General features: G+C 64.9%; 24 protein-coding genes. 20 read left to right on the forward strand and 4 right to left on the reverse strand.

Features of this window, described 5'->3' with window-relative positions; translation table 11 throughout:
- Positions 1 to 605: 605 nt before the first annotated feature.
- Both ilvD and P6U27_RS17255 read left to right on the forward strand, forming a co-directional pair.
- Complete coding sequence (ilvD, locus tag P6U27_RS17250; RefSeq protein ID WP_122403120.1) at positions 606 to 2,327, forward strand: dihydroxy-acid dehydratase; 1,722 nt, start codon at positions 606 to 608, stop codon at positions 2,325 to 2,327.
- Positions 2,314 to 3,141, forward strand: coding sequence for a tetratricopeptide repeat protein (locus P6U27_RS17255; RefSeq protein WP_122403121.1), 828 nt, complete (start codon positions 2,314 to 2,316; stop codon positions 3,139 to 3,141). The genes ilvD and P6U27_RS17255 overlap by 14 nt, the downstream gene beginning before the upstream one ends.
- An 18-nt stretch (positions 3,142 to 3,159) precedes the next feature.
- On the opposite strand, the gene xth is transcribed toward P6U27_RS17255, so the two are convergent.
- Positions 3,160 to 3,957 carry an exodeoxyribonuclease III gene (gene xth / locus P6U27_RS17260; protein WP_122406652.1) on the reverse strand — a complete coding sequence of 266 codons (798 nt, stop codon included), beginning with the start codon at positions 3,955 to 3,957 and terminating at the stop codon, positions 3,160 to 3,162.
- Positions 3,958 to 4,092: 135 nt separating this feature from the next.
- On the opposite strand from xth, the gene P6U27_RS17265 reads away from it, so the two are divergent.
- Positions 4,093 to 6,417: an ATP-binding protein gene (locus tag P6U27_RS17265; RefSeq protein WP_129145814.1), complete on the forward strand. Its 2,325-nt coding sequence runs from the start codon at positions 4,093 to 4,095 to the stop codon at positions 6,415 to 6,417.
- A 4-nt stretch (positions 6,418 to 6,421) separates the two neighbouring features.
- Here the strand turns inward: P6U27_RS17265 and erpA are convergent, their stop codons facing one another.
- Entirely contained in the window at positions 6,422 to 6,751 is a 330-nt protein-coding gene (gene erpA / locus P6U27_RS17270) for an iron-sulfur cluster insertion protein ErpA (protein WP_024342679.1), read from the reverse strand.
- 110 nt (positions 6,752 to 6,861) lie between these two features.
- Between erpA and P6U27_RS17275 the strand changes: the two genes are divergently transcribed.
- The 12 genes from P6U27_RS17275 to surE all read left to right on the forward strand — a co-directional run bounded on the left by P6U27_RS17275 (position 6,862) and on the right by surE (position 18,881).
- Positions 6,862 to 8,070: a deoxyguanosinetriphosphate triphosphohydrolase gene (locus P6U27_RS17275; protein WP_122403123.1), complete on the forward strand. Its 1,209-nt coding sequence runs from the start codon at positions 6,862 to 6,864 to the stop codon at positions 8,068 to 8,070.
- A gap of 9 nt (positions 8,071 to 8,079) precedes the next feature.
- On the forward strand, positions 8,080 to 9,870 hold the full coding sequence (gene argS, locus P6U27_RS17280) for an arginine--tRNA ligase (protein WP_160118823.1): 1,791 nt from the start codon (positions 8,080 to 8,082) through the stop codon (positions 9,868 to 9,870).
- A 140-nt stretch (positions 9,871 to 10,010) separates the two neighbouring features.
- Positions 10,011 to 11,561: an SPOR domain-containing protein gene (locus tag P6U27_RS17285; protein ID WP_407194454.1), complete on the forward strand. Its 1,551-nt coding sequence runs from the start codon at positions 10,011 to 10,013 to the stop codon at positions 11,559 to 11,561.
- Between the two features lie 46 nt (positions 11,562 to 11,607).
- A complete protein-coding gene (gene nagZ, locus P6U27_RS17290; RefSeq protein ID WP_129145816.1) occupies positions 11,608 to 12,636 on the forward strand; it encodes a beta-N-acetylhexosaminidase in 1,029 nt (342 codons plus the stop codon).
- Positions 12,633 to 13,472: a ScpA family protein gene (locus tag P6U27_RS17295; RefSeq protein ID WP_028179491.1), complete on the forward strand. Its 840-nt coding sequence runs from the start codon at positions 12,633 to 12,635 to the stop codon at positions 13,470 to 13,472. The genes nagZ and P6U27_RS17295 overlap by 4 nt, the downstream gene beginning before the upstream one ends.
- A 21-nt stretch (positions 13,473 to 13,493) precedes the next feature.
- Positions 13,494 to 14,258 carry an SMC-Scp complex subunit ScpB gene (gene scpB / locus P6U27_RS17300; protein ID WP_162500266.1) on the forward strand — a complete coding sequence of 255 codons (765 nt, stop codon included), beginning with the start codon at positions 13,494 to 13,496 and terminating at the stop codon, positions 14,256 to 14,258.
- 165 nt (positions 14,259 to 14,423) lie between these two features.
- Positions 14,424 to 14,657: a twin-arginine translocase TatA/TatE family subunit gene (locus P6U27_RS17305; RefSeq protein ID WP_018642198.1), complete on the forward strand. Its 234-nt coding sequence runs from the start codon at positions 14,424 to 14,426 to the stop codon at positions 14,655 to 14,657.
- Positions 14,658 to 14,746: 89 nt separating this feature from the next.
- Positions 14,747 to 15,241, forward strand: coding sequence for a Sec-independent protein translocase protein TatB (gene tatB, locus P6U27_RS17310; RefSeq protein WP_122403127.1), 495 nt, complete (start codon positions 14,747 to 14,749; stop codon positions 15,239 to 15,241).
- Positions 15,238 to 16,050, forward strand: a complete 813-nt coding sequence (tatC, locus tag P6U27_RS17315; RefSeq protein WP_122403128.1) for a twin-arginine translocase subunit TatC — start codon at positions 15,238 to 15,240, stop codon at positions 16,048 to 16,050. The genes tatB and tatC overlap by 4 nt, the downstream gene beginning before the upstream one ends.
- A 199-nt stretch (positions 16,051 to 16,249) precedes the next feature.
- Entirely contained in the window at positions 16,250 to 17,581 is a 1,332-nt protein-coding gene (gene serS, locus P6U27_RS17320; RefSeq protein ID WP_122406654.1) for a serine--tRNA ligase, read from the forward strand.
- A 61-nt stretch (positions 17,582 to 17,642) separates the two neighbouring features.
- Positions 17,643 to 18,005, forward strand: coding sequence for a hypothetical protein (locus P6U27_RS17325; protein WP_122403129.1), 363 nt, complete (start codon positions 17,643 to 17,645; stop codon positions 18,003 to 18,005).
- A gap of 108 nt (positions 18,006 to 18,113) precedes the next feature.
- Positions 18,114 to 18,881, forward strand: a complete 768-nt coding sequence (surE, locus tag P6U27_RS17330; protein WP_162500267.1) for a 5'/3'-nucleotidase SurE — start codon at positions 18,114 to 18,116, stop codon at positions 18,879 to 18,881.
- Positions 18,882 to 18,883: 2 nt separating this feature from the next.
- On the opposite strand, the gene P6U27_RS17335 is transcribed toward surE, so the two are convergent.
- Positions 18,884 to 19,255, reverse strand: coding sequence for a response regulator (locus P6U27_RS17335; protein ID WP_407194322.1), 372 nt, complete (start codon positions 19,253 to 19,255; stop codon positions 18,884 to 18,886).
- Positions 19,256 to 19,485: 230 nt separating this feature from the next.
- Here P6U27_RS17335 and P6U27_RS17340 point away from each other — a divergent pair, with 230 nt between their 5' ends.
- Together P6U27_RS17340 and P6U27_RS17345 are read left to right on the forward strand one after the other, a co-directional pair.
- Complete coding sequence (locus tag P6U27_RS17340) at positions 19,486 to 20,136, forward strand: protein-L-isoaspartate(D-aspartate) O-methyltransferase (protein WP_122406655.1); 651 nt, start codon at positions 19,486 to 19,488, stop codon at positions 20,134 to 20,136.
- Between the two features lie 109 nt (positions 20,137 to 20,245).
- Positions 20,246 to 21,625, forward strand: a complete 1,380-nt coding sequence (locus P6U27_RS17345) for a peptidoglycan DD-metalloendopeptidase family protein (RefSeq protein WP_122403132.1) — start codon at positions 20,246 to 20,248, stop codon at positions 21,623 to 21,625.
- Between the two features lie 155 nt (positions 21,626 to 21,780).
- Here P6U27_RS17345 and P6U27_RS17350 read toward each other — a convergent pair whose 3' ends face one another.
- The gene (locus P6U27_RS17350) at positions 21,781 to 22,773 is read right to left on the reverse strand and encodes an ATP-binding protein (protein ID WP_122403133.1); all 993 of its coding nucleotides are present in this window, start codon (positions 22,771 to 22,773) and stop codon (positions 21,781 to 21,783) included.
- Positions 22,774 to 22,955: 182 nt separating this feature from the next.
- On the opposite strand from P6U27_RS17350, the gene yajC reads away from it, so the two are divergent.
- From yajC to secF, 3 genes are read left to right on the forward strand one after another with little or no spacing between them, the layout of a single operon-like run.
- Positions 22,956 to 23,324, forward strand: coding sequence for a preprotein translocase subunit YajC (gene yajC, locus P6U27_RS17355; RefSeq protein WP_027576227.1), 369 nt, complete (start codon positions 22,956 to 22,958; stop codon positions 23,322 to 23,324).
- Between the two features lie 47 nt (positions 23,325 to 23,371).
- Positions 23,372 to 24,976, forward strand: a complete 1,605-nt coding sequence (gene secD, locus P6U27_RS17360) for a protein translocase subunit SecD (RefSeq protein WP_122403134.1) — start codon at positions 23,372 to 23,374, stop codon at positions 24,974 to 24,976.
- An 11-nt stretch (positions 24,977 to 24,987) separates the two neighbouring features.
- Positions 24,988 to 26,007 carry a protein translocase subunit SecF gene (gene secF, locus P6U27_RS17365; protein ID WP_122406656.1) on the forward strand — a complete coding sequence of 340 codons (1,020 nt, stop codon included), beginning with the start codon at positions 24,988 to 24,990 and terminating at the stop codon, positions 26,005 to 26,007.
- Positions 26,008 to 26,043 lie beyond the last annotated feature (36 nt).

Consider the following 26,043-nt stretch of genomic DNA (forward strand, 5'->3'; position numbering starts at 1 on the left):
CGCGCCTATCTCGCGCTCGGACCTCGGCCGAGCGCATGCAAAGCCAACAGACCGGTGAGCGGACGGGGTCAAGGCCGTCAGCCGCCGCAGGCGGGGGCGCGCCAGCGCCAGCCTTGAGGCCGGCCGATCGCCGGGCTACTTCGCCACAGTTGCTCTTGGACAAGAGCGGCGAGAGATGACGCAAAGCTCGGGCGAATTGAGCCGCGAGGACGCGAAGGCATGTCTGCGATTCGAAAGTGCTGAAGTTTATGAGGCGATTGCCGGTTGGTGCGCGCCTCCTTGGCCAAGCCTGGTGTGCTATTCCTTCCGAAAGATCCTGAGTTGTGGATTGCCATTGCTATTGCGGTATTTAGGTAGCGAGCTCCGTGTCTTCCCGGTAACGATTGTTCCTCTTGAGCAACACCCATCCCGGATTTAACCCTCACCGCCGGCGGTTCGCATGGCCGCCGCTTTTTGGCCACACCCGAACATGAATAAGATCACTCTAATGTTTTAAAGGGTAGCGGCGGCGGTCTTCGAAGGCGACGAGAAAATCCCAAGGTCGATTCAAATCTTGGCTCTGATTTTTCGGGTCTGAAAGGGTTGGCCGGGGAAGACTGGTTGCGATGAACGCCAAGACCGACAAGCAGAGGCTGCCGAGCCGTCACGTGACGGAAGGTCCTGCGCGCGCGCCGCATCGGTCCTATTTCTACGCCATGGGTCTGACGACCGAGCAGATCCACCAGCCCTTCGTCGGCGTCGCCTCGTGCTGGAATGAAGCCGCTCCCTGCAACATCGCTTTGATGCGCCAGGCCCAGGCGGTGAAGAAGGGCGTGGCATCGGCCGGCGGCACCCCGCGCGAATTCTGCACCATCACCGTCACCGACGGCATCGCCATGGGCCATGACGGCATGCGCTCGTCGCTGCCGTCACGCGAATGCATCGCCGATTCGGTCGAACTGACCGTGCGCGGCCACGCCTATGACGCGCTGGTCGGCCTTGCCGGCTGCGACAAGTCGCTGCCGGGCATGATGATGGCGATGGTCCGCCTCAACGTGCCCTCGATCTTCATCTATGGCGGCTCGATCCTGCCCGGCAACTTCCGCGGGCAGCAGGTCACCGTGCAGGACATGTTCGAGGCGGTCGGCAAGCACTCGGTCGGCGCCATGTCGGACGAGGACCTCGACGAGATCGAGCGCGTGGCCTGCCCGTCGGCGGGCGCCTGCGGCGCGCAGTTCACCGCCAACACCATGGCGACCGTCTCCGAGGCGATCGGACTCGCGCTGCCGTACTCGGCCGGTGCCCCGGCGCCTTACGAAATCCGTGATGCGTTCTGCATGACCGCGGGCGAGAAGGTGATGGACCTGATCGCGCAAAATATCCGGCCGCGCGACATCGTCACTCGCAAAGCTTTGGAAAACGCGGCTGCCGTGGTCGCGGCTTCCGGCGGCTCGACCAATGCTGCGCTGCACCTACCGGCGATCGCTCACGAGGCCGGCATCAAGTTCGACCTGTTCGACGTCGCCGAAATCTTCAAAAAGACACCATATGTCGCGGATTTGAAGCCGGGCGGCCGTTATGTCGCCAAAGACATGTTTGAAGTAGGTGGCATACCGCTTCTGATGAAGACGCTGCTCGACAACGGCTTCCTGCACGGTGATTGCCTTACCGTCACGGGCCGCACGATCGCCGAAAACCTCAAGAGCGTGAAGTGGAATCCGCACCAGGACGTGGTGCACCCGGCAGACAAACCCATCACCGTGACGGGCGGTGTGGTCGGTCTGAAGGGCAATTTGGCGCCAGAAGGTGCGATCGTGAAAGTCGCGGGAATGTCCAACCTCCAGTTCACCGGTCCGGCCAGGTGCTTCGACCGGGAGGAGGATGCGTTCGAGGCGGTCCAGAACCGCACCTACCGCGAAGGCGAAGTCATCGTGATCCGCTACGAGGGGCCGAAGGGCGGTCCCGGCATGCGGGAAATGCTCCAGACCACTGCGGCGCTGACCGGCCAGGGCATGGGCGGCAAGATCGCGCTCATCACCGACGGCCGCTTCTCCGGCGCCACCCGCGGCTTCTGCATCGGCCATGTCGGGCCGGAGGCGGCGGTCGGCGGCCCGATCGGGCTGCTCGAGGACGGCGACATCATCGAGATCGACGCGGTCGCCGGTACCCTTAACGTAAAATTGAGCGACGCCGAACTCGCTCAGCGCAAGACCAAATGGAGCGCTCGCGCGACTAACCACACGTCGGGTGCTCTCTGGAAATATGCTCAGCAGGTTGGACCAGCGGTCGGAGGGGCAGTGACCCATCCGGGCGGCGCGCACGAGAAACAGTGCTATGCGGACATCTAGGCGTGCCATAGTTGCGTTTATGTTGGGGGCGGCTGCGCTGGCCGCGCCGGCGTTCGCCTTCGACGGCGCGCCGGTCAATCCGAAGGACGCGACCATCCCGGTCGTGACCACCCTGCCGGGCGCTGCGGGTGCGGTGCGCGCCAAGGTTCCGCCGGCGGTCGCAGCCCAGGAAACCTCGCTGAGCGCACTGCAATATGCTGCCGAGGGTGGCCACCCCATCGCACAGTGGAAGCTCGGCCGCATGTACGCCAACGGCGACGGCGTCGCCCAGGACGATTTGCGTGCCTTCGAATATTTCAGCCGGATCGCCAATGCGCATGCCGAGGACAGCCCGTCGGCGCCGCAGGCGCAGATCGTGGCCAATGCCTTCGTCGCGCTCGGCCGCTACTATCTGGCCGGCATTCCGAATTCGAAGATCAAGGCCGATCCTGACCGCGCGCGGGAGATGTTCTCGTATGCCGCATCCTATTTCGGCAACGCGGACGCGCAGTACGACCTCGCCCGCCTGTACCTGAAGACCCCGGACGCCTCGCGCGAGGACTTCCGTTACGGTGCACGCTGGCTTGGCCTCGCCGCGCAGAAGGGCCAGCACCAGGCCCAGGCACTGCTCGGTCAGATGCTGTTCAACGGCGACCGCCTGCCGCGGCAGGCCGCGCGCGGCCTGATGTGGCTGACCCTGGCGCGCGACAGCGCAGGCGCCGAAGAGACCTGGATCAAGGAAAGCTACAACCGCGCCTTCGCCAAGGCCTCCGACGACGACCGCGCCATGTGCCTGCAAATGCTGGAACAGTGGGTGCAGGGCCGCCGGGAATAGCTCCACGATGAGGCGGCTTCACGCCGCCTCAAGATCCAGATCCGCCCACACCGGCACGTGGTCCGACGGCTTCTCCCAGCCGCGCACATAACTGTCGATGCCGACATTGGCGAGCCGGTCTGTGGCCTGCGGCGACAGCAAGAGATGGTCGATCCGAAGGCCCTGGTTCTTCTGCCAGGCCCCCGCCTGATAGTCCCAGAAGGTGTAGAGCCCGGGCTCGTCGGTCACGGCCCGCAGGGCGTCGGTCAGGCCGAGGCCGAGCAGGGACTGAAAGCTCTCCCGCGTCTCCGTCTTGAACAGGGCGTCCTCCGTCCAGGCGGCCGGATTGTGCACGTCGCGGGCATGCGGGATGACGTTGAAGTCGCCTGCGAGGATCAGCGGCTCCTCAGCCTTGAGGCGCTCTTTCGAGTAGTCAAGAAGCCGCGACATCCATTTGAGCTTGTAGGGATATTTGTCGGTCCCGACCGGGTTGCCATTGGGCAGGTAGAGACAGGCGATGCGCAGCACGCCAGACTTTAGCGTCACCACGCCCTCGAGGAAGCGCGCATGGGCGTCCTCGTCGTCGCCGGCGAGGCCCGACTTGGTCTCGTCGAACCTGAGCTTAGAGAGCAGCGCAACGCCGTTGAACGTCTTCTGCCCATGCGTGACGACATTGTAGCCGAGCGCCTCGATCTCCAGCCGCGGAAAGGCCTCGTCGACGCATTTGATCTCCTGCAGGCAGACGATGTCGGGCTGGCTCTCTCTCAGCCAGGTCAGGAGCAGATCGATCCGCTGCCGGACCGAGTTCACGTTCCAGGTGGCTACTCTGATGGGCATGTCGGCAGGCTCCGGACCAAGGGCCATGGTTAGAACAAACTGCAAACGCGCCCGTCAAGGACGCCGCAAAATCTCCCACAAAATTAACCCGGTCTAAGCGGGCGGTGGGCCATTGATCGTCAATAGGTTCCGCGGATGGGATGGCCGGACAAGTCGATGATACGAACTCAGCCGCGTGACGGCGTGATCGGCGCGTTCCTGTATTGGCTCGGCGGCTTCGAGATCGAGGACGGCCTGACCGCCGATCTCAGCGAACGGCAGATGCGGCGCATCCGCGCCAAGCAGATCGACGCCGTGACGCGGCTGATCCCGGTGACGATGGCGGTGACGATGCTGAACGTCGCCATCGTGCTGATCCTGCTCTGGGGCAGGGGCTGGAATGACTTCCTCGCCATCTGGGGCATGACGCTCGCGGCCACCGCCTCGCTCGCGGTGCGCGCGTGGCACAAGTCGCATCAGAGCCCACCCCAGGGAGCCTCGCCGCGCGTGGCGCGGCAAATGCTGCGGCAGGCATTTTTCGTCGCCGCGATCTGGAGCACGCTGCCGCTGGCCCTGTTCAGCCGCGCCGAGCCGACCAGTCAATTGATCCTGGCCTGCCTGATGGTCGGCATGATGTCGGGCGGCGCCTTCACGCTCTCGACCTTCCCGCGGGCGGGCCTCGTCTATCTCGCCACCATGACCGTCGCCTGCGCCGGCGCGCTGCTGCTCTGCGGCACCGGTCCGTATCTCGTGACCGCGGTGTTCCTGCTGCTGTTCGCGTTTTTCATGGCGCGCAACATCGTCTCGCAAGGCAATCTGTTCTTTGGCAACCTCAAGGCCCAGCTCGAACTCGAGCGCCAAACCGAGATCATCTCGCTGCTGCTGAAGGATTTTCAGGAGAATGCCGGCGACTGGCTGTGGCAGACCGATGCCGACGGGCATCTGATCGACGTGCCCCAACGCTTCGCGGATGTCGCGCAGCTGCCGCTACCGCTGCTCAGGGGCTCGCATTTCGCAGACGTGCTCGAGATGCTGTGCCCGGGGGACAAGAGCGCAGCCTACAACATCATCGGCCTGATGGAGCATGCCGAGCCGCTGCACGAGATGAACCTCAAGGTCGTGGCCGGCGGCGAGGCGCGGCTGTGGTCGCTCACGGCAAAGCCGGCCTATGATCGCGAGGGCCAGTTCCTCGGCTATCGCGGCTTCGGGCGCGACGTCACCGAGCGTTGGCGCGCGGAAAAGGCCGAGGCCGAGAGCCGCGCCAAGTCCGACTTCCTGGCGGTGATGAGCCACGAGATCCGCACGCCCATGAACGGCGTGCTCGGACTTGCCAGCATGCTGCTGGAGACAAAACTCGATCCGGAGCAGCGCGAGGCCGTCACCACGATCCGCGAGTCCGGCGACAATCTCCAGCGCATCCTCAACGACATCCTCGACCTGTCCAAGCTCGAGGCCGGCCGCTTCCAGTTCGAGGTGATCGACTTCGCCCCGCAGGCGCTGGTCGAGACGGTTGCGACCGTGGTGCGCGCGAGCGCCAAGGGCAAGGGGCTATCCGTCAAGGTCGAGCTCGATCCGACCCTGCCGCCGACGCTGCGCGGCGACGTCGCGCGCATCCGCCAGGTGTTGCTCAACCTCGCGTCCAACGCAGTGAAGTTCACCGACGAGGGCGAGGTGACGATATCAGTCATCTGCCGGGCGCGCCGCGACCTGCTGGCGACCGTCGAATGGACCGTGACCGACAGCGGCATCGGCATCGCCCCGGAAAAGCTCGGCCTGTTGTTCAGCGACTTCGCCCAGGCCGATGCCTCGATCAGCCGCCGCTTCGGCGGCACCGGCCTCGGCCTTGCGATCAGCAGGCGCATCATCGAGCAGATGGGCGGCACCATCGGCGTCACCTCGACGCCGGGCGAGGGCTCGACCTTCCGCTTCACGCTGGTGCTGCCCTGGAGCCATGCGCAGGCATCCGATCAGGCGGGCAGGCGCGACGAAGCCGACGATCTCAAAGCCCGGATCGCCGGCTTCGACCGGCCGCTGAAGGTGCTGGTCGCGGAGGACGATGCCGTGAACCGCATGGTCGTCAGCAAGATGCTGGGCTCCTTCGACGTCGAATTGAGCGTCGTCGCCGACGGCGCCGAGGCCGTCGCAGCGGCATCCCAGGACAATTACGATGTCGTGCTGATGGACGTGCGCATGCCCGATATGGACGGACTGGCCGCCACCCGGGCGATCCGGGCACAAGGCGGGCGGCTCTTGCCGATCATCGCCCTGACCGCCAACGCCTTCCCTGAGGACATCAAGATCTGCCGCGAAGCGGGCATGTCGGACTTCCTTGCCAAGCCGCTGCGCAAGCCCGCGCTGATCGCGGCACTCCTGCGCGCGCTGGACGGCCATCTCGCGTTCGAGGACGCGCCGCTTCAGCCGGAGCCGATGCCGGGCGACGTGGAGTGGACGGACGAGGAAAGGCAGATAACGGGCGCGTAAGCACTCAGACCGAGAAGCTCGTCCCGCAGCCGCAGGACGCTGTGGCATTGGGATTGTTGACGCGGAACGAGGCGCCGATCAGGTCATCGACGAAATCGACCTGCGATCCCGCCAGGAACGGTTGCGAGGCGGAATCGACCAGCACCACCGCATTGTCCTGCTCGATCACGAGATCGTCGTCGGTCCGCGCGCGGTCGATGTCGAACTTGTACTGGAAACCGGAGCAGCCGCCGCCCTCGACCGAGATGCGCAGCATCGCGCCAGAACCTTCGCCCTTGAGGATCTCCCCAATCCGGCGTGCGGCCCGGTCGCTGATGGTCACGGCAGTCGTCATCACTCGTCTCCGATAGTCCCGCAGTCATACCCAATTCATTTGGTATCCCGCGCCTGACATAGTTAAGTGCCACCATACGCAGAATCAAATGGATAGGGACTAAATTCGCCGTGTCCGTCGGAATGGCAGCCCCCCGCACGCCCTATGCCTGCGACCCCGATCGCAGCCGCGGCCGGCTGGTCGCCGAGCCCCCGAGCCGGACCCGCAGCCCGTTCCGGCGGGATTGCGACCGGGTGATCCATTCGACCGCGTTCCGCCGCCTGAAGTACAAGACCCAGGTGTTCGTGTTCCACGAGGGCGACCATTACCGCACCCGCCTGACCCATTCGCTGGAGGTGGCGCAACTCGCCCGCGCGCTGGCCCGCCAACTCGGCCTCGACGAGGACCTGACCGAGACGCTCGCGCTCGCCCACGATCTCGGCCACCCGCCGTTCGGCCATGCTGGCGAGCGGGCGTTGGACGCCTGCCTGAAGGAGTTCGGCGGCTTCGACCACAATGCCCAGGCGCTCCGCGTGGTGACTTCGCTCGAGCACCGCTATCCCGAGTTCGACGGACTCAACCTGACCTGGGAATCGCTGGAGGGCATCGTCAAGCATAACGGCCCGCTGACCGACCGCAGCGGCGGCCCGATCGGGCGCTACCGCGAGCACGGCGTTCCCGTGGGGATTGCCGACTACGTCAAGACCTATGACCTCGAATTGTGGAGCTTTGCCTCGCTGGAAGCGCAGGTCGCCGCGATCGCCGACGACATCGCCTATGACGCTCACGACATCGATGATGGCCTGCGCGCCGGCCTGTTCCACGTCGACGATCTCAAGGTGATGCCGCTGACTGCGGAGATCATCGCCGAGACTGCGGCGCATTATCCCGATCTGGAGGACGTCCGGCGCGGCGCCGAGCTGGTGCGCGAGCTGATCTCGCACCTGATCGGGGCGGTGTTTGCGGAGGCGCAGAAGAACCTCGCCGCCGTCAAGCCGCAATCGGCCCAGGACGTCCGCCAGCAGAGCCGGGCGCTGATCGCGTTTCCCGCCGAGGTCGCGGAGGAAGAGGCTGCCATCAAGACCTTCCTGTACCAGCACATGTACCGCCACGAGCGGGTGATGCGGGTGATGGGAGAGGCGGAGCAGATCCTGTTCGACCTGTTCGCAAAATACCTGAAATCCCCTGCCGAGCTGCCGCCGGAATGGCTGTTGGGGGCAGAGGCGGACAATGAGGGCGACCGGGCCCGCCGGATCGGCAATTTCATTGCCGGAATGACCGACCGTTTCGCCCTGACCGAGCACCAGCGGCTTTTTGACTCGACCCCGGATTTGCGTTAGGCGGCGCCCATGCCCCAGACATCCTCATCCCTGCATCTGTTCGCCGATGTGCTCGCACGCGTGCACGCCGCCTGCCGCGCGCTTGCGGCGGACGCCAGTTGGCCGGAGGGCATCGATTTCTCCCGCGTGGTGGTCGAGCCGCCGCGCGATGCCTCCCACGGCGACATGGCGACCAATGCTGCGATGGTGCTTGCGAAAGAGGCCAAGGCAAAGCCGCGCGATCTCGCCGAGCAGATCGCCGGGCGGCTGCGCACCGACGCGCTGATCGCCAAGGTCGACGTCGCCGGTCCCGGCTTCATCAATTTGACGCTGAAGCCCGCCGCCTGGGCTGAGGCGTTGCGGACGGTGCTGCGCGAGGCCGGCGACTACGGCCGCATCCGCAGCGGCGCCAAGGTCAATGTCGAATACGTCTCGGCCAATCCGACGGGGCCGATGCATGTCGGCCATTGCCGCGGCGCGGTGTTCGGCGACGCGCTGGCCAGCCTGCTCCAGTTCGCCGGTCACGACGTCACGCGAGAATATTACATCAACGATGCAGGTGCCCAGGTTGACGTGCTCGCACGTTCGGCGTTCCTAAGGTATCGCGAGGCGCTCGGCGAGGACATCGGTGCCGTTCCCGAAGGCCTCTATCCGGGCGACTACCTCAAGCCTGTGGGGCAGGCGCTGGCGAAAGAGCACGGCGACAGGCTCCTCGCGATGACCGAGGCCGAGTGGCTGCCGACCGTGCGCGCCAAGGCGATCGCGATGATGATGGATGAGATCAAGGACGATCTCGCCGCGCTCAATATCCGCCACGACGTGTTTTTCTCCGAGCGCTCGCTGATTGAAGGCGGCAACGACAAGGTTGCCGGGACCATCGACTTCCTGAAGGCCAAGGGCGACATCTACGAAGGCCGCCTGCCGCCACCGAAGGGCGCGCCGGTCGAGGATTGGGAAGACCGCGAGCAGCTGCTGTTCAAGGCAACCGCCTATGGCGACGACGTCGATCGGCCGCTGATCAAGTCGGACAATTCCTACACCTACTTCGCCTCCGACATCGCCTATCACAAGAACAAGTTCGACCGCGGTTTCGCCGAGATGATCGACGTGTGGGGCGCCGACCATGGCGGCTACATCAAGCGGATGCAGGCGGCGGTGAAGGCGACGACCTCGGGCAAGGGATCGCTCGACGTCAAGATCGTCCAGCTCGTGAAGTTGCTGCGCAATGGCGAGCCGGTCAAAATGTCCAAGCGGAGCGGGGACTTCGTCACCTTGCGTGAGGTGGTGGATGAGGTCGGCCAGGACGCCGTCCGCTTCATGATGCTCTACCGGAAGAACGATGCGGTGCTCGACTTCGACCTCGCCAAGGTCATGGAGCAGTCGCGCGACAATCCGGTGTTCTACGTCCAGTATGGCCACGCCCGCGGCCACTCGATCTTCCGCAACGCGCGGGCCGAGGTGTTTCCGGAACTGCCCGAAGATGCCGGCGAGCGCATTGCCTGGCTCGCTGAGTCGGCGGTCGAGCGGCTGTCGGATCCCGTGGAACTCGATCTTCTCAAGCGTCTCGCAATTTATCCGCGCATGCTGGAAGCGGCCGCCGCGGCCCACGAGCCGCACCGAATTGCCTTTTATCTCTATGATTTAGCCAGCGAATTTCATGCGCTTTGGACGAAAGGGCGCGATTTGCCCTATTTACGCTTCATTATCAATAATGATGCAGATCTTACAAAGGCGCGGCTGGCGATGGTTCAGGGCGTCGTCTCTGTTCTGGCATCGGGCCTCGCCATCCTCGGCGTCCATGCTCCGGACGAGATGCGGTAGTTTGGGGCGAACTACTTAAGAGGAATTCGGGGGTAACCGGCAGAAGCCGGATCGCTTAGACTTGGTTGAAAGCCTTGTGGGTCGAAGGCCGTGCCTTGGTCGAGGGGCGCGCGGCTTTCCCGAAGGGACGCATCATCACGATGGCCGAACGATATCAGGACAGACCGTTTCCTTCCGATGACTATGGTCGCGGCGGCGATCACTATGGGAAGGCGGAAAATGATCCCTTGGCCGAGCTTGCCCGTCTGATCGGACAGACTGATCCGTTCGCAGCGCAGGGGAAGTCGACTGCCCGCCCGCCGGCAGCGCCCGCCCAGAGCTATCATCAAGACGATTACCGCCAGGAAGATGGTCAGCAGGACTACGCCGAGCAGGCGCCGCCGCCGCCCGGGCCGCCCTCATGGATGCGGCGCGCGAACGTGCAGCCGCAGCCGGCACCGGAGCCTGACTATTCCGTCTCCGTCAGCCCGGTTCATCCGTTGCATCGCTATTCAGCCAAGGCTGCCGCGCCCGAGCCTGATGTTCAGCAGCCGCGGGCCTATCAGGATCAAGGTTATCAGGATCAGGCCTACCAGCAGCATAGCCAAGCTTACCAGGAGCAGGCTTATCAGGAGCCGTATGCGCAGCCTGATCCATCGCGCTACGACGATGCGCTCTACGGTCGCCTGAAGACAGGCGAACAGGATTATCAACGCGAGCCGGCTTATCCAGACGACCCTTACGCGTACCAAAGCGACTATCCCGAGGCCGAAGTCGAGGAGCCGAAGAAGCAGCGCGGTGGCATGATGACGGTCGCGGCGATTCTCGCACTTGCCGTCGTCGGCACCAGTGCGGCGTTCGCCTACAAGACCTATATCGGCTCGCCTCGCAGCGGCGAGCCGCCGATCATCAAGGCTGACAACACGCCGACCAAGATCGTGCCGGCTCCGACGGACTCCGCGGCCAAGGTACCGGATCGCATGGTCAGCGGTGACGGCACGGAAAAGATCGTGCCGCGCGAGGAGGCGCCCGTCGACGTCAACGCCAGGGCAGGCGGGCCCCGCGTGGTGTTCCCGCCGCTGAACCAGAATGCGAACCCGCCGTCGGTGGCGAGCGTGTCGCCCTCTACCGTGCCGCCGCCGAGCGCAGGGCCGACTCCGAGCAATGGCACGCTGCCGAACAATTTGCCGCGTCCGATCAGGACTGTGGCCGTGAAGGGCGATCAGACTGACAGCACCGTGCCGCAATCGGCCGCCGCCAAGCCGACGGCTACGGCGCCGAAGCCTATTGCCGCGCCCGCTGCACCGGCGGCGCCGCGCAATCCGCCGACCTCGGCCAATGCCAGCGTCAACCAGCCCCTGTCGCTCGCGCCGCAATCGGGAGCGACGGCCGAGCCTCCGCAGCGGATGGCTGCCACCAACCCGACGCAAATCGCGCCCAGCAGCAGCAGCGGCGGCGGCTACATCGTGCAGGTCTCCTCGCAGCAAAGTGAGGACAGCGCCGCCGCGTCCTATCGAGTGCTCCAGAGCAAGTACGGCAGCGTGCTCGGCTCCCGTTCGCCGGTGATCAAGCGGGTCGATCTGACCGACAAGGGCAAGGGGATCGTCTACCGCGCCTTCGCGGGTCCCTACGCTTCGGCCGAGGAGGCGACGCAGGCTTGCAACAGCCTCAAGTCCGCAGGCCTGTCTGCCTGCTTCGTCCAGAGGAATTAACGGCCGTTTCCTTGACCCCTTCGCGGGGCAGGGTTAATCGGCCGTCATGAGCACGCGGGCCTTCATTACCGGCGTATCCGGAACGGAACTGACCGCCGCCGAGCGGGAGTTTATCCGTGCCGAACGCCCATGGGGCTTCATTCTCTTCAAACGCAACATCGCGACGCCAGCGCAAGTTGCTGCATTGGTTGCGGAATTGCGGGCGGTGGCCAATGCGCCCGATGCTCCGGTCCTGATTGATCAGGAGGGCGGACGGGTGCAGCGCCTCGGCCCGCCGCACTGGCCGGTCTATCCGCCGGGGGCTGTATTCGCGAGTTTGTACGACACTGATTCGGCGCTCGGCCTTTCTGCCGCACGCCTCAGTGCCCGCCTGATCGCGGCCGATCTTGCCGAACTCGGCATCACCGTGGATTGCCTGCCGCTAGCTGACGTGCCGGTGCCGGGCGCTGACGCGGTCATCGGCAACCGGGCCTACGGGACCGAGCCGCGAAAGGTCGCGGCGATTGCCCGTGCGGTCACCGAGGGACTGGAGCAGGGCGGTGTGCTGCCGGTTCTCAAGCACATTCCCGGTCATGGCCGGGCAACCGCCGACACCCATTTCAAGCTGCCGACCGTCGATACGCCCCGGGACGAACTGGAACGCACCGATTTCGCGGCGTTCAGGCCGCTATCGGACCTGCCGATGGCCATGACTGCACATGTTGTGTTTAGCGTAGTCGACCCCGTCCATCCGGCGACGACATCTGCGACAATGATTGCTGACGTGATTCGCGGCGCAATCGGGTTCCAGGGTTTGTTAATGAGTGATGACGTGTCGATGAACGCGCTGTCGGGGAATATCGCCGAACGGACCCGCGCTATCTTCGCGGCCGGCTGCGATGTGGCCCTGCATTGCAACGGCAACATCGAGGAGATGCGCGACGTCGCCGGCCAGACACCGGAACTGTCCGGCAGAGCATTGGAGCGGGCGAATGCCGCGCTCGCCGCACGCAAGCCGCCGCAGCCATTCGACCGCGTGGCCGCGCGCGCCGAACTGGACGCATTGATCGCACGGGCAAACACGGCATCGGCATGACCGCAGAAATCCTATCGTTTGAAACCGGGCGGCCCGCAGAGCTCGCCGAGGGTGAGCCGGCGTTGGTGGTGGACGTCGAGGGCTATGAGGGTCCGCTCGATCTCTTGCTCGCGCTGGCGCGACAGCAGAAGGTCGACCTCGCCAAGATCTCGATTCTGGCGCTGGCCGACCAATATCTCCATTTCATCGAGGCCGCGCGAAAGATCCGGCTCGAGCTTGCCGCCGACTACCTGGTCATGGCGGCCTGGCTTGCCTTCCTGAAGTCGCGCCTGCTGCTGCCGGAGCCGCCGAGTGCGGAAGGTCCGAGCGCGGAGCAGATGGCGACGGCGCTCGCCAATCGCCTGCGCCGGCTGGAAGCCATTCGCGAAGCCGCCAACCGGCTCATGAACAGGCCGCAATTGCAGCGCGACATCTTCCCGCGCGGCGAGCCCGAGCAAATCGCCGAGATCAAGCACCCGAAATACACGGCGACGCTGTACGACCTGCTCACTGCCTATGCCGCGCAGCGCCAGTCGCGGGTGCTGGCGAGCGTGCATCTGGCCAAGCGCACGGTGTGGTCGCTTGCCGAAGCGCGGGCCACGTTGGAGCGGCTGGTCGGCAGCCTCAACGAACAGGATGACTGGGGCGTGCTCGACGACTTCCTGATCCGGCATGTCGCCGATCCGACGCAGCGCGCGACGGTGTTTGCCTCGAGCTTTGCCGCCGCGCTCGAATTGGTGCGCGAAGGTCAGCTCGAGCTGAACCAGAAAGAGGCATTTGCGCCGATCTATTTCCGGAAAGGGCGCCCAAAACCGGTCCCGGACGCAGCTCCTGCGCCTGATGCGCCGGTCGCTTAAGTGCAAGAAGGAGAATCTGCCATGGCAAGCCTGGCTGAAGTGCGGGTAGAAGAGGCCGAGCCGATGGAGAACGAATCCCAGGCACGTCCCGAAGAATTGCGGCTGCTGGAGGCGCTGCTGTTCGCCTCGAGTGAACCGCTGGATACCGCCACGCTGGCCAAGCGCATGCCCGAGGGCGTCGACGTCAAGGCCGCGCTCGAGCAATTGCGGGCCGATTATGCCTCACGTGGCGTGAACCTCGTCCGCGTCGCCAACAAATGGACGTTCCGCACCGCCGGCGATCTGGCCTGGCTGATGACACGGGAGAGCACCGAGACCCGCCGCCTGTCGCGCGCCGCGATCGAGGTGCTGGCGATCATCGCCTATCACCAGCCGGTGACGCGGGCCGAGATCGAGGAGATCCGCGGTGTTGTCACCTCAAAGGGCACGCTCGACGTGCTGCTGGAGACCGGCTGGATCAAGCCGCGCGGCCGTCGCAAGACGCCGGGCCGTCCGCTCACCTTCGGAACCACCGAGGAGTTCCTGTCGCAGTTCACGCTGGAACAGCTCGGCGACCTGCCGGGCCTGGAAGAGCTGAAGGGCACGGGTCTTCTGGATTCGCGCCTGCCCACCGGATTTAGCGTGCCTACGCCGTCCGATGACCCTGCTCTGCGCGAGGACGAGGATCCGCTGGAACCAGGCGAGGATCTCGATCTTGCGCTGGCGCCTGCGATCGAGCCCGAGACGCCTGAAGGCGGCAATGATGGCGGCGGCGAGGGTGGCAGCGAAAGCGGCAGCGAGGAGTGATGCCCGTTCGACGACGGGGCCCTGCGACCGGTTAACACTAGCAAAATTGCGTAGCGCCGACAGCGAATTGGCGCTGCCTTGGTCCTTGTTTTTGAGCCCTGCCAAGCCTAGGTTTCGGTGAAGATCGGCCGGGTCCCCGGCCATGCGCGTTTGGAGGGTTGCAGGATGGGTTCACTCAGCATTTGGCACTGGATCTTGGTGATCGCAGTGGTCCTGCTGCTGTTCGGCCGCGGCAAGATTTCGGATCTGATGGGCGACGTGGCGCAGGGCATCAAGGCGTTCAAGAAGGGCATGCAGGACGACGACAAGCCCGCCGAGAAGCCCGAGCCGGCCAAGTCGATCGAGCACAATGCTGCGCCGACCGCGGCACGATCCGACGTCGGCAGCAAGGCCGTCTGAGCCAGAGAGCACGCGAGACCCGGGTAGCGGCCCCGATCCTGCGCGCAAGGGATTGGGCCGGCTGCGGCTTCGCGTGAACGGAAGACCTCATGTTCGACATCGGGTGGAGTGAACTGGTCCTCATCGGGGTCGTGGCCCTGATCGCCATCGGCCCGAAAGAGCTGCCGGGCGTGCTGCGCATGGTCGGGCAGTGGATGGGCAAGGCGCGCAGGATGGCCGCCGAATTCCAGGGTCAGTTCCAGGAGGCGATGCGCGAGGCCGAGATGGCCGACCTCAAGAAGAGCTTTGACGAGGTCAAGGAGGCTGCCACGGGATTAAATCCGTTGACCTCGCTCCAGAAGGACGTCAGCGACGCGCTGCGCGTCGATGCGCTGGACAAGCCGGCAGAGACGCCTGCCACCACAGCTGTCGAGCCCCCTGTTAGCCCGACTACTCCGGAAGCGCCGACGCCCGCGACTTTTGTGGAGGCCGAGGCACATGCGGATGCGAACGAGCCGCTCGCGGTCACCCGCGAGATCGAACAGGCACCGGTCGCGCAGGACACCGCGCCACCCGAGGCGATCAAGGACGCCAAAGCGTCATGACCGACGCCGATATCGAGGCCAGCAAAGCCCCGCTGATGGACCACCTGATCGAGCTGCGCTCGCGGCTGATCAAGGCGCTGCTCGGCTTTGGCGTGGCCTTCATCTTCTGCTTCTTCTTCGCCAAGCAGATCTACAACGTGCTGGTCTGGCCGTTCGTGTGGGTCGCGGGGCCCGAGAACTCCAAGTTCATCTACACGGCGCTGCTGGAATATTTCATCACGCAGCTGAAGCTGGCGCTGTTCGGCGCCGGCTTCATCTCGTTCCCGATCGTCGCGACGCAGATCTACAAATTCGTTGCGCCCGGGCTCTACAAGCACGAGAAGCAGGCCTTCCTGCCGTATCTGGTCGCGACGCCGTTCTTCTTCGTGCTGGGCGCGATGCTGGTCTATTTCGTCGTGCTGCCGATGCTGATCCGATTCTCGCTCGGCATGCAGCAGGCCGGCAGCGATGAGACTGCGCAAATCCAGCTCTTGCCCAAGGTCGGCGAATATCTGTCGCTGATGATGTCGCTGATCTTCGCCTTCGGGATCGCCTTCCAGCTCCCGGTGATCCTGACGCTGCTCGGCCGCATCGGCATCATCACCTCGAAAATGCTGCGCGAGAAGCGCCGCTATTTCATCGTGATCGCCTTCGTGATCGCAGCCGTGCTGACGCCGCCCGACGTGCTCAGCCAGTGCTCGCTGGCGATCCCCTTGCTGGCGCTGTACGAGGGCTCGATCATCGCGGTGGCGATGGTGGAGAAGAAGGCTGCAGCCTCGGCGCAAGCCACCGGCACCGACGTATCGACGCCGGCCAACCCGGCGGAGTAGGGCCCCGCAACCCCTCCGCCGTCATTCCCCGCGAAAGCGGGGTATCCAGCACGCGGCAGCCCCTCGGAGAATCACCCCGGTCTCTGGAATACTGGATCGCCCGCTTTCGCGGGCGATGACAGAGTGCTAGGGAAGCCAGCCATTTGCGGGCCTGCAAATCGATGATTTGCAGGCCTGCAACAAGCCCAGGACCACGGCCATGCACGACATCAAATCGATCCGCGACAATCCGCAAGCCTTCGACGCCGGCATCGCACGGCGCGGATTGAACCCGATGTCGGCCTCGCTGCTGGCGATCGACGAGCGGCGGCGCGCGGCGATTCTGGCCTCGGAGCAGGCGCAGGCGCGGCGCAATGCTGCCTCCAAGGAAATCGGCGACGCCAAGAAAGCGAAGGACGAAGCGCGCGCGGCGAAGCTGATGGCTGAGGTCGCAGAGCTCAAGACCACGATGCCCGAGCTCGAAGCGGCCGCGAAAGCCGCCGACGAGGAGCTGACGAAAGAGCTGTCGGCGATCCCGAACATTCCGTTCGACGAAGTGCCCGATGGGGTCGACGAGCACGGCAACGTGCAGCACCACGTGTTCGGCAACAGGCGCAATTACGGCTTCGCGCCCAAGCTGCATGACGATCTCGGCACCGCGCTCGGCTATATGGATTTCGAGGCGGCGGCAAAGCTGTCCGGCGCGCGCTTCGTGGTGCTGAAGAAGGGGCTGGCGCGGCTCGAACGCGCGATCGGCCAGTTCATGCTCGATCTTCACACCACCGAGCATGGCTACACCGAGATCAATCCACCTCTGCTGGTGCGCAACGAGGTGATGTTCGGCACCGGGCAATTGCCGAAATTCGAGGACGATCAATTCTGGGCGATCAAGGGCGAGCTGCTCGCCTCGCCCGATCATGAGCGTTTGAGGACCGAACGCCTCGGCCTAATCCCAACCGCTGAGGTGTCGCTTACTAACCTCGTGCGCGAATCCATCCTCGACGAGAAGCAACTGCCGATGCGGCTGACTGCGCTGACGCCGTGCTTCCGTGCGGAGGCGGGTGCCGCAGGGCGTGACACCCGAGGTATGATCCGCCAGCACCAGTTCACCAAGGTCGAGCTGGTCTCGATCACGACGCCCGAGACAAGCAAGGACGAGCTGGAGCGGATGCTGTCCTGTGCGGAGCAGGTGTTGCAGAAGCTCGACCTGCATTATCGGGTGATGACGCTCTGCGCAGGTGATATGGGATTTTCGTCGCAGAAAACCTATGACATCGAGGTCTGGATGCCCGGGCAGGGCGATGGCGGCATGTTCCGCGAGATCTCGAGCTGCTCGGTCTGCGGCGATTTCCAGGCGCGACGCATGGATGCGCGCTCGCGCGGGCCCGACGGCAAGCCGCGCTTCGTGCACACGCTGAACGGCTCCGGCACAGCGGTCGGCCGCGCGTTGATCGCGGTGATGGAGACCTATCAGCAGGAGGACGGCTCGATCGCGGTCCCCAGCGTGCTCCAGCCCTATATGGGCGGGCTGAAGGTGATCGCGCGCGAGTAGGGTTGCGTAGATCGGGCGGCCGGCTATCCTGCCGGCGCCCGTCAACGCGAACTCACCGCTCATGGCCTTGCACCGCGATATCTTCTGGATCGGCCGACAATGGGCCGTGACGGGTGCGGGGATTCAGGCCATCGATCAGCGCCTCCGCGGCGTCCTCGACATCGAGATCGCGCGGCTCTGGGACGACGATCTCGTGCAGAGCCGGCGCTCCAAGCCCGGCGTCAATACTGCTGACTTCGACAAGGCGTTGACGGTGGCGCGCGAACGCTTTCCGCAGGCACCGGACTCTGACCCGTTCGTCGCTCAGCTCAAGGAGCTCGGCGTGATCGAAACTCCCGTCGAGAGTCCGGTCGTGCCGGCGATGCGGCTGCGTGCGGAAGGCCGCCTGGCGCGCTTCCTGCCGCAATGGCGTATCCGTCGCTGACACGACCAGATCGGGAACCTGACGGCGGACCGCAATCGTCCGGTTTGCCTGATCGGCCCTAGCCGGATAAGACGGCTCAGAACCGCTTTCAGGAATCGTAGCTCCCGCATGCGCATCCTCTGCACCAATGACGACGGCATCCACGCTCCCGGCCTCAAGGTCGTGGAGGAGATCGCGCGCGCCTTGTCCGACGACGTCTGGGTGGTGGCGCCCGAGCTCGACCAGTCCGGCGTGTCGCATTCGCTGTCGCTGAACGATCCACTGCGCCTGCGCGAGGTCGGCCCGCGGCACTTTGCCGTGCGCGGCACACCGACGGACTGCGTCATCATGGGGGCCCGCCACATCCTGGGTGCCAAGCTGCCCGATGTCGTGCTGTCCGGCGTCAACAAAGGTCGCAACGTCGCCGAAGACGTCGTCTATTCCGGCACCATTGCTGGCGCGTTGGAGGGCACCATCTTAGGGCTCCCATCATTCGCACTGTCGCAGGAGTTCAGTGTCGAAACCCGCGAACGGCCGCCGTGGGACACCGCGCGCAAATTCGGGCCCGATATCCTGCGCAAGGTAATCGCCGCCGGCGTTCCGAAGGACACCGTCATCAACATCAACTTCCCGTCCTGCGCGCCGGAGGATGTGCTGGGCATCCGCGTCACGCGGCAAGGCAAGCGCAATCTGGGCTTCCTCAGGATCGACGAGCGCAAGGACGGCCGCGGCAACCCTTATTTCTGGATCGGATTCGAACGCACCGCGATGCTCGACACGCCCGCCGACGGCACCGATCTCGCAGCGCTGCGCGAGCGCTACGTCTCAGTCACTCCGCTCAGGCTCGACCGCACCGACGAAGCGTTTTCGGAAGAGCTGAGCGCGATGCTGAAATAGAACTATCCGCCGCGAAGCGCGGCTTCGATGGTCTTGCCGAGCGCCTCGAGTTGAAACGGCTTTTGGAGCGCCGGCCGGTCGCGGTACTGTTCGGGCAAGCCGGAGGAGCCGTAGCCAGTGGCGAAGATGAACGGGCAACCCTTCGCCATGATGACATCGGCCACTGGCGAGATGACCCTGCCGTTGACATTGACATCCAGAATGGCGAGGTCGAACTCGGTGGATTGAGCAAGTCGCATGGCCTCGCTGATGTCGCCCGCCTCGGCGGCAACCTTGTAGCCGAGCTCCTCCAGCATGTCCGCGACCATCATTCTGATCATGACCTCGTCCTCGACGAGGAAAACAGAGCGGCCCGAAAGCCCTGTCGCAGTCATTGGTGAGTCCTTGCCCATTCTCGCGAACGTTCGCAGATAACGATAAGCGACGCAATGCGCGTTTCGGCGAACCCAAACCTGCAAATAGCCTAGCGCGTTGATAGCCCGGTTGTGGTCAGATGCTGCGCCGAAAGGCTATCATGAGTTCCTGAGCCGGAACAAGATTCGCGCCTCGGATTCTTGCGGTGCAGTACGGCAATCCGCCAGACGAGATCAACGAAGCAGCAGCAATGACCTCGCATCAGCACCCGCCGGAAAAGATGATGTTTCAGCTGACGCTGAGGCGTCGGGGCATCAGCGATCAGGCCGTGCTGCGGACAATGGAGGAAGTGCCGCGCGAGCTTTTCGTCGACGAGGCCGATCGCGACGGTGCGTATCGCGATAGCGCGCTGCCGATCGCGTGCGGGCAGACCATCAGCCAGCCTTTCGTCGTCGCCTACATGACCGAGCAGCTCCAGCTCCAGAAGCAGCACCGGGTGCTCGAAATCGGCACTGGCTCCGGCTACCAGGCTGCCGTGCTGTCGCGGCTCGCCGGCCAGGTGCTGACCGTCGAGCGCTATCGCAAGCTCGCCGACACGGCACGCGCCCGGCTCGAAAAGCTCGATTGTCACAATGTCGAGGTGATGCTTGGCGACGGTCTCAATCTGCCTCCCAACATCGGTCCGTTCGATCGCATCATCGTCACCGCCGCAATGGAGCAGATTCCGGAGAACCTGATCGGGCGGCTGGAGGTCGGGGGCATCCTGATCGCCCCCGTCGGCCCGCATCAGGGCGTGCAGACGTTGACCCGCCTGATCCGGACCGAAGCCGGGATCGAGCGCAAGGAACTCGTCGAGGTCCGCTTCGTGCCGGCACTGCCCGGCGTGGCGCGGGAGCTGTAGAATCCCGGATCGGCAGCGCCGCCAACATCTTATTGTGAGGGTTAAGCCGTTATTTACTCGACGCGTGTTTACTTAAAACACCAGTTCTGTTGCGTACGAGTGAGTAACCATGTCCGCTGTCGCCGAGTTGCTTTACTCGCGCCGCGTGCCGCAGGTCGCGGTGCTGGCGCTGATCTCCTTCAGCTTTGCAGGGTGCAGCGCCGACATGTCGTCGCGACTGTCCCAGACAAATTTCTCCAATCCCTTCGCTTCCGAACAGACGGGGTCGGTGCAGCAGGCGCCGCCGCCGCAGCGTGAGCTGCCGCAATATGCGCGGCCGCAGACACAGCCCGGTTACTACCAGTCGCAGCCCTTGCCGCCGCCGGCGGTGTCCGCGCCGCAATCCTATCCGGTTGCGGGAGGCGGCGGCGTATCCGGTGGCGGGCGCGGCGTCAGCTCCTATGCGCCTCCGGCACAGCCGCATCTCGAAACCACTGCCACGGTGCCGCCGCGCTCGGTTGCGGCCGCCCAGCCGGCCGGTGGGACCAAGATCATCGTCGGCACCAGCGATACGCTCGACGTGCTCGCCAAGCGCTATCACGTCACGCCGCAGGCGATCCTTGCCGCCAATGGCTACAAGGGCCCGCGGGCGCTCTCGCCCGGCCAGCAACTGATCATCCCCCATCCGGCGACGGCCGCAGCCCCCGCGTCGGCGCCCATCGCGGCGGCGCCCGCGGCGAAGCCGGTTGCTGCGGTTGCGGCACCGTCGAGCACCCACTTCGTCAATGCCGGCGACACGCTCGCCAGCATCGCCCGCAAGAACCACATCTCGGCGGCTGAACTCGCCCGTGCCAACGGCCTCGACCCGTCTGCAAAACTCAAGCTCGGCACCAAGCTGACCGTACCGGGCGCCAAGACCGCGGCCGTCGCGGCGCCGGCTGCCGCGGCTCCGGTCGGGGCTGCTCCAGTGGCCGGAACGCTCCAGCCCGTTGCGGCTGCTCCGGCGCCCGCCACCAAGATGGCCACGGCCGCCGCGCCCGTGCAGAGCGCACGCCTGGCTCAAGCCACGGCCAATGTCGATGAGAAGCCCGCCGAGACGCCGGGGAAGGCTGCGGAGGCCACCGGCGCGCTGCCGACCTTCCGTTGGCCGGTCCGTGGCAAGGTGGTCACGAGCTACGGTGCCAAGACGAATGGCAAGTCCAATGACGGCATCAATGTCGCGGTGCCCGAGGGGACGCCGGTCAAGGCGGCTGAAGACGGCGTCGTCGCCTATTCCGGCAACGAGCTGAAAGGTTACGGCAATCTGGTCCTGGTTCGGCACTCCAACGGCTACGTCACCGCATATGCCCATGCGAGTGAGCTGTTGGTGAAGCGCGGCGATACCATCAAGCGCGGCCAGGTCATTGCCAAGTCGGGTCAATCCGGGGAGGTGGCGTCGCCGCAGCTCCACTTCGAGATCCGCAAGGGATCGAACCCGGTTGACCCGCTTCAATTCCTGAATGGGGCGTGAAGCTTACGCACCGCTCCACACGAACGGTGTCGTCGCCCGGCCTGACCGGGCGACCCAGTATTCCAGAGATATTTAGTGTTGGCCGATAGGCCGCGGCGTACTGAATTCCCCGCTTTCGCGGGGAATGACCGTTATGGGCGGGGCAAGAGCTCCCGTTACCGCGCCGTCAGCTTCACGCCCAGCCGACCCGCAAGCTCCTGCACGAACTGCCACGCGACGCGGCCCGAGCGCGAGCCGCGTGTCGTGGACCATTCCAGCGCCTCGCGTTCCAGCGCCTCGTCGTCGATCTTGATGTCGAAATGGCTGCAATAACCGCGCACCATGGCGAGGTATTCGTCCTGGCTGCAGCGGTGAAAGCCGAGCCAGAGGCCGAAACGATCCGACAGTGAGACCTTCTCCTCGACCGCTTCGCCGGGATTGATCGCGGTCGACCGCTCGTTCTCGATCATCTCGCGCGCCAGCAGATGGCGGCGATTGGAGGTGGCGTAGAGGATGACGTTCTCGGGCCGGCCTTCGATGCCGCCTTCGAGCACGGCCTTGAGTGACTTGTAGGAGGCATCGTTGCCGTCGAAGGACAGGTCGTCGCAGAACACGATGAAGCGGAAGGAGGAGGCCCGCAGCTGCTCCATCAGCGCCGGCAGGCTTTCGATGTCCTCGCGGTGGATCTCGATCAGCTTGAGCTTGTCGGCGGGTTTGCGCTCCGCGTTGATGCTGGCATGCGCTGCCTTCACCAGCGACGACTTGCCCATGCCGCGGGCGCCCCAGAGCAGGGCGTTATTGGCCGGCAGGCCGTTGGCGAAACGCTCGGTATTCTCCATCAGGATGTCACGCATCCGGTCGACGCCCTTCAGGAGGAACAGCTCCACACGGCTGACCCGCGGTACGGCCGCAAGGCGCCCGTCCGGGTGCCAGACGTAGGCATCCGCCCGCTTGAACGACTCGGCCTCGACTGCCGGCCTGCCTTGGGCGGAGAGGTGCGCCGCAATGGTCTCCAGCGCGCGGACGATGCGTTCCTGAGAGACGTCTGGGGCTGTCTTGGTGATAGCCTTGGGGGCTGCCGTGGGGCGTTTTGCCGCGACGCGGGCGGGCTTCCTGGCAGGGGTGCGGGGGCCTTTGCCGGCCGGGCTTTTGCTTGGTTTTTTGGGCATGTCCGAAGTTCCTGAGAACGCAGCCTTATCGGGCCTCATGGCGCGCCGCAAGGTGGCCCAAAAGGGCGGTCTGGCAGCGTTGCAATTGGGGCAATGGCCGCTATAGTCCGCGCGAATTTGACCGAACCGGTCGCCTTTGAGGGCCTGACCGGCCTTCCCCCGTTCTCACGAGGATCGTCCGAATGCTGATTACCCCTGCGTATGCCCAGGCCGCGGGCGCCGGCGACACCAACAGCATGTTGATGTCGCTGCTGCCGTTCGCCCTGATCTTCGTGATCATGTACTTCCTGATTCTGCGTCCGCAGCAGAAGAAGGTCCGCGATCACGCCGAACTCGTGAAGAACATTCGACGCGGCGACACCGTCGTGACCTCGGGCGGCCTCGTCGGCAAGGTCACCAAGGTCGTCGATGACGATCAGATCGAGTTCGAGATTTCGGACGGCGTCCGCGTGCGGCAGATGCGCCAGATGATCTCGGGCGTGCGTGCCAAGGGCGAGCCAGCCAAAGAAAGCTCGAAGGAAAGCGCCAAGGACGACACCGCGGCGAAGTGAGCGCTTCACCGCGAGTCTCAAGTTTCCTGATCTGACAGGTCCAGTCGATGTTGTATTTCACGCGGTGGAAGGCGCTGGGGATTATCCTGACGGCGCTGATCGTGTGCCTCTGCGCGGTCCCCAACTTCTTCCCCGAGGCACAGGTCAAGACCTGGCCCGCCTGGGCGCAGCGTCGGCTCGTCCTCGGCCTCGACCTCCAGGGCGGCTCCTATCTGCTGCTCGAGGTCGATTCCAGCTACGTGAAGAAGGAGCGGCTCGACCAAATCCGCGACGACGTTCGCCGGACGTTGCGCGATGCCAAGATCGGCTTCACCGGCGGCGTCACGGTGCGCAACGACGCGGTCGAGGTTCGCATCACCAAGGAAGCCGATGCGCAGGCCGCACTCGCCAAGCTGCGGGAGCTGTCCCAGCCGCTGGGCGGCCTGATGGGATCCAGCGGTCAGCGCGACCTGGAGGTGGCTGATGCCGGCGGCGGCGTGATCCGCCTGTCCATCCCGCAGGCCGCGATGCTCGACCGCATGCGCAAGACCATCGAGCAGTCGATCCAGATCGTCGAACGCCGCGTCAACGAGCTCGGCACCGTCGAGCCCGTGATCCAGCGCCAGGGCAACGACCGCATCCTGGTGCAGGTCCCCGGCCTCCAGGACCCGACGCGCCTGAAGGAGCTGCTGGGCAAGACCGCGAAGATGGAATTCCGCATGGTCGACACCTCCGTGCCGCCTGATCAGGCGCAAGCGGGCAGGTTGCCGCCGGAATCCGAGCTGCTGATGAGCGCATCGCCGCCGCCGACGCCCTACGTGGTCAAGAAGCAGGTGCTGGTCGCTGGCGGTGACCTGACCGACGCCCAGGCGAGCTTCGACCAGCGCACGGGCGAACCGGTCGTCAGCTTCAAGTTCAACACCTCGGGCGCCCGCAAGTTCTCGCAGGCCACGACTGAGAACGTCGGACTGCCCTTCGCCATCGTGCTCGACAACAAGGTGATCTCGGCGCCCGTGATCCGCGAGCCGATCACCGGCGGCCAAGGCCAGATCTCCGGTAACTTCACCGTGCAATCGGCCAACGATCTCGCAATTCTCCTGCGCGCCGGCGCGCTGCCGGCGCCGCTCACGGTGGTCGAGGAACGCACCGTCGGTCCGGGCCTCGGCCAGGACTCGATCGAGAAGGGCGAGCTCGCCGCCTATGTCGGTTCGATCCTCGTCATCGTGTTCATGCTCGTAACCTATCGGCTGTTCGGGGTGTTCGCGAACATCGCGGTGGCCATCAACGTCGCCATGATCTTCGGCCTGTTGTCGCTGCTCAACGCCACGCTGACGCTGCCCGGCATCGCCGGCATCGTGCTCACCGTCGGCATCGCGGTCGACTCCAACGTGCTGATCTATGAGCGCATCCGCGAGGAGCTGCGCGGCGGACGCAACGCGATCTCGGCGATCGATGCCGGCTTCAAGCGCGCGCTCGCGACCATCCTCGATTCCAACATCACCACCTTCATTGCCGCCGCGGTGCTGTTCTACATCGGCACCGGCCCGGTGCGCGGCTTCGCCGTGACGCTCGGCATCGGCATCATCACCACGGTGTTCACCGCGTTCACGCTGACCCGGCTGATCGTGGCATGGTGGGTGCGGTGGCGGCGGCCGCAGAGCGTGCCGATCTAGGAGCCAAGACCGTGAATCACTACATTCTCATCGGGCTTGGCATCTTGATTGCCGTCCTCACCGTGGTCGCCGCGCTTGGCGTGCTACCGTCGCTGCGCATCGTCCCCGATGATACGCATTTCGACTTCACGCGCTTCCGCCGCATCAGCTTCCCGATCTCGGCGGCGCTGTCGATCGTCGCGATCACGCTGTTCTTCACCCATGGCCTGAACCTCGGTATCGACTTCAAGGGCGGCACGCTGTTGGAGGTGAAGGCGAGGTCAGGCACCGCCGACATCGCGGCGATGCGCACCAAGCTCGATGCCCTGGGTCTCGGCGAAATTCAGTTGCAGCAGTTCGGCGGCCCCGACAACGTGCTGATCCGCGTTGCGGAACAGCCGGGTGGCGACGCCGCACAGCAGGCGGCCCTGCAGAAGCTTCGAGGCGCGCTCGGCGACAGCGTCGACATTCAGCGCACCGAGGTGCTCGGTCCGCGTGTCGCTGGTGAGCTCCTGGCCTACGGCATGCTCGGCCTGATGCTCGCCATCGTTGGCATCCTGATCTATCTCTGGTTCCGTTTCGAATGGCAGTTCGCGCTCGGCGCGATGATCGCCAACGTGCACGACATCGTGCTGACGATCGGCTTCATGTCGATCAGCCAGGTCGATTTCGACCTGACCAGCATAGCCGCGCTCCTGACGATCCTCGGCTATTCGCTCAACGACACCGTCGTCATCTATGACCGTATCCGCGAAATGCTGCGGCGCTACAAGAAGATGCCGATGCCGCAGCTGCTCAACGAGTCCATCAACTCGACGCTGTCGCGCTCGATCATCACTCACTTCACAGTGACGCTGGCGCTGCTCGCTCTGCTGCTGTTCGGCGGCCACGCGATCCACAGCTTCACCGCGGTGATGATGTTCGGCGTGGTGCTGGTCGGCACCTACACCTCGATCTTCATTGCGGCGCCGATCCTGATCTATCTCGGCGTCGGCGAGCATCGCGAGGATGCGCCCGATTCCGCTACGCCGGCGAAGAAAAGCAAGGCATGATCCGAACCTCATGCCCTCGCAGGAGTTTGCGGGGGC

Source organism: Bradyrhizobium sp. STM 3566 (assembly GCF_045571445.1).
Lineage (GTDB): Bacteria > Pseudomonadota > Alphaproteobacteria > Rhizobiales > Xanthobacteraceae > Bradyrhizobium > Bradyrhizobium vignae.

Excerpts from the sequence above, each read along its gene's own strand:
- surE (WP_162500267.1), top strand. The coding sequence starts at position 18,114 with ATGCGCATCCTCTGCACCAATGACGACGGCATCCACGCTCCCGGCCTC.
- tatC (WP_122403128.1), top strand. The coding sequence starts at position 15,238 with ATGACCGACGCCGATATCGAGGCCAGCAAAGCCCCGCTGATGGACCAC.
- P6U27_RS17255 (WP_122403121.1), top strand. The coding sequence starts at position 2,314 with ATGCGGACATCTAGGCGTGCCATAGTTGCGTTTATGTTGGGGGCGGCT.
- scpB (WP_162500266.1), top strand. The coding sequence starts at position 13,494 with ATGGCAAGCCTGGCTGAAGTGCGGGTAGAAGAGGCCGAGCCGATGGAG.
- erpA (WP_024342679.1), bottom strand. The coding sequence starts at position 6,751 with ATGACGACTGCCGTGACCATCAGCGACCGGGCCGCACGCCGGATTGGG.
- P6U27_RS17285 (WP_407194454.1), top strand. The coding sequence starts at position 10,011 with ATGGCCGAACGATATCAGGACAGACCGTTTCCTTCCGATGACTATGGT.
- serS (WP_122406654.1), top strand. The coding sequence starts at position 16,250 with ATGCACGACATCAAATCGATCCGCGACAATCCGCAAGCCTTCGACGCC.
- P6U27_RS17335 (WP_407194322.1), bottom strand. The coding sequence starts at position 19,255 with ATGACTGCGACAGGGCTTTCGGGCCGCTCTGTTTTCCTCGTCGAGGAC.
- nagZ (WP_129145816.1), top strand. The coding sequence starts at position 11,608 with ATGAGCACGCGGGCCTTCATTACCGGCGTATCCGGAACGGAACTGACC.
- secD (WP_122403134.1), top strand. The coding sequence starts at position 23,372 with ATGTTGTATTTCACGCGGTGGAAGGCGCTGGGGATTATCCTGACGGCG.
- xth (WP_122406652.1), bottom strand. The coding sequence starts at position 3,957 with ATGCCCATCAGAGTAGCCACCTGGAACGTGAACTCGGTCCGGCAGCGG.
- P6U27_RS17340 (WP_122406655.1), top strand. The coding sequence starts at position 19,486 with ATGACCTCGCATCAGCACCCGCCGGAAAAGATGATGTTTCAGCTGACG.
- ilvD (WP_122403120.1), top strand. The coding sequence starts at position 606 with ATGAACGCCAAGACCGACAAGCAGAGGCTGCCGAGCCGTCACGTGACG.
- P6U27_RS17345 (WP_122403132.1), top strand. The coding sequence starts at position 20,246 with ATGTCCGCTGTCGCCGAGTTGCTTTACTCGCGCCGCGTGCCGCAGGTC.
- P6U27_RS17305 (WP_018642198.1), top strand. The coding sequence starts at position 14,424 with ATGGGTTCACTCAGCATTTGGCACTGGATCTTGGTGATCGCAGTGGTC.
- argS (WP_160118823.1), top strand. The coding sequence starts at position 8,080 with ATGCCCCAGACATCCTCATCCCTGCATCTGTTCGCCGATGTGCTCGCA.
- P6U27_RS17325 (WP_122403129.1), top strand. The coding sequence starts at position 17,643 with ATGGCCTTGCACCGCGATATCTTCTGGATCGGCCGACAATGGGCCGTG.
- yajC (WP_027576227.1), top strand. The coding sequence starts at position 22,956 with ATGCTGATTACCCCTGCGTATGCCCAGGCCGCGGGCGCCGGCGACACC.
- P6U27_RS17350 (WP_122403133.1), bottom strand. The coding sequence starts at position 22,773 with ATGCCCAAAAAACCAAGCAAAAGCCCGGCCGGCAAAGGCCCCCGCACC.
- tatB (WP_122403127.1), top strand. The coding sequence starts at position 14,747 with ATGTTCGACATCGGGTGGAGTGAACTGGTCCTCATCGGGGTCGTGGCC.
- P6U27_RS17265 (WP_129145814.1), top strand. The coding sequence starts at position 4,093 with ATGGGATGGCCGGACAAGTCGATGATACGAACTCAGCCGCGTGACGGC.
- P6U27_RS17295 (WP_028179491.1), top strand. The coding sequence starts at position 12,633 with ATGACCGCAGAAATCCTATCGTTTGAAACCGGGCGGCCCGCAGAGCTC.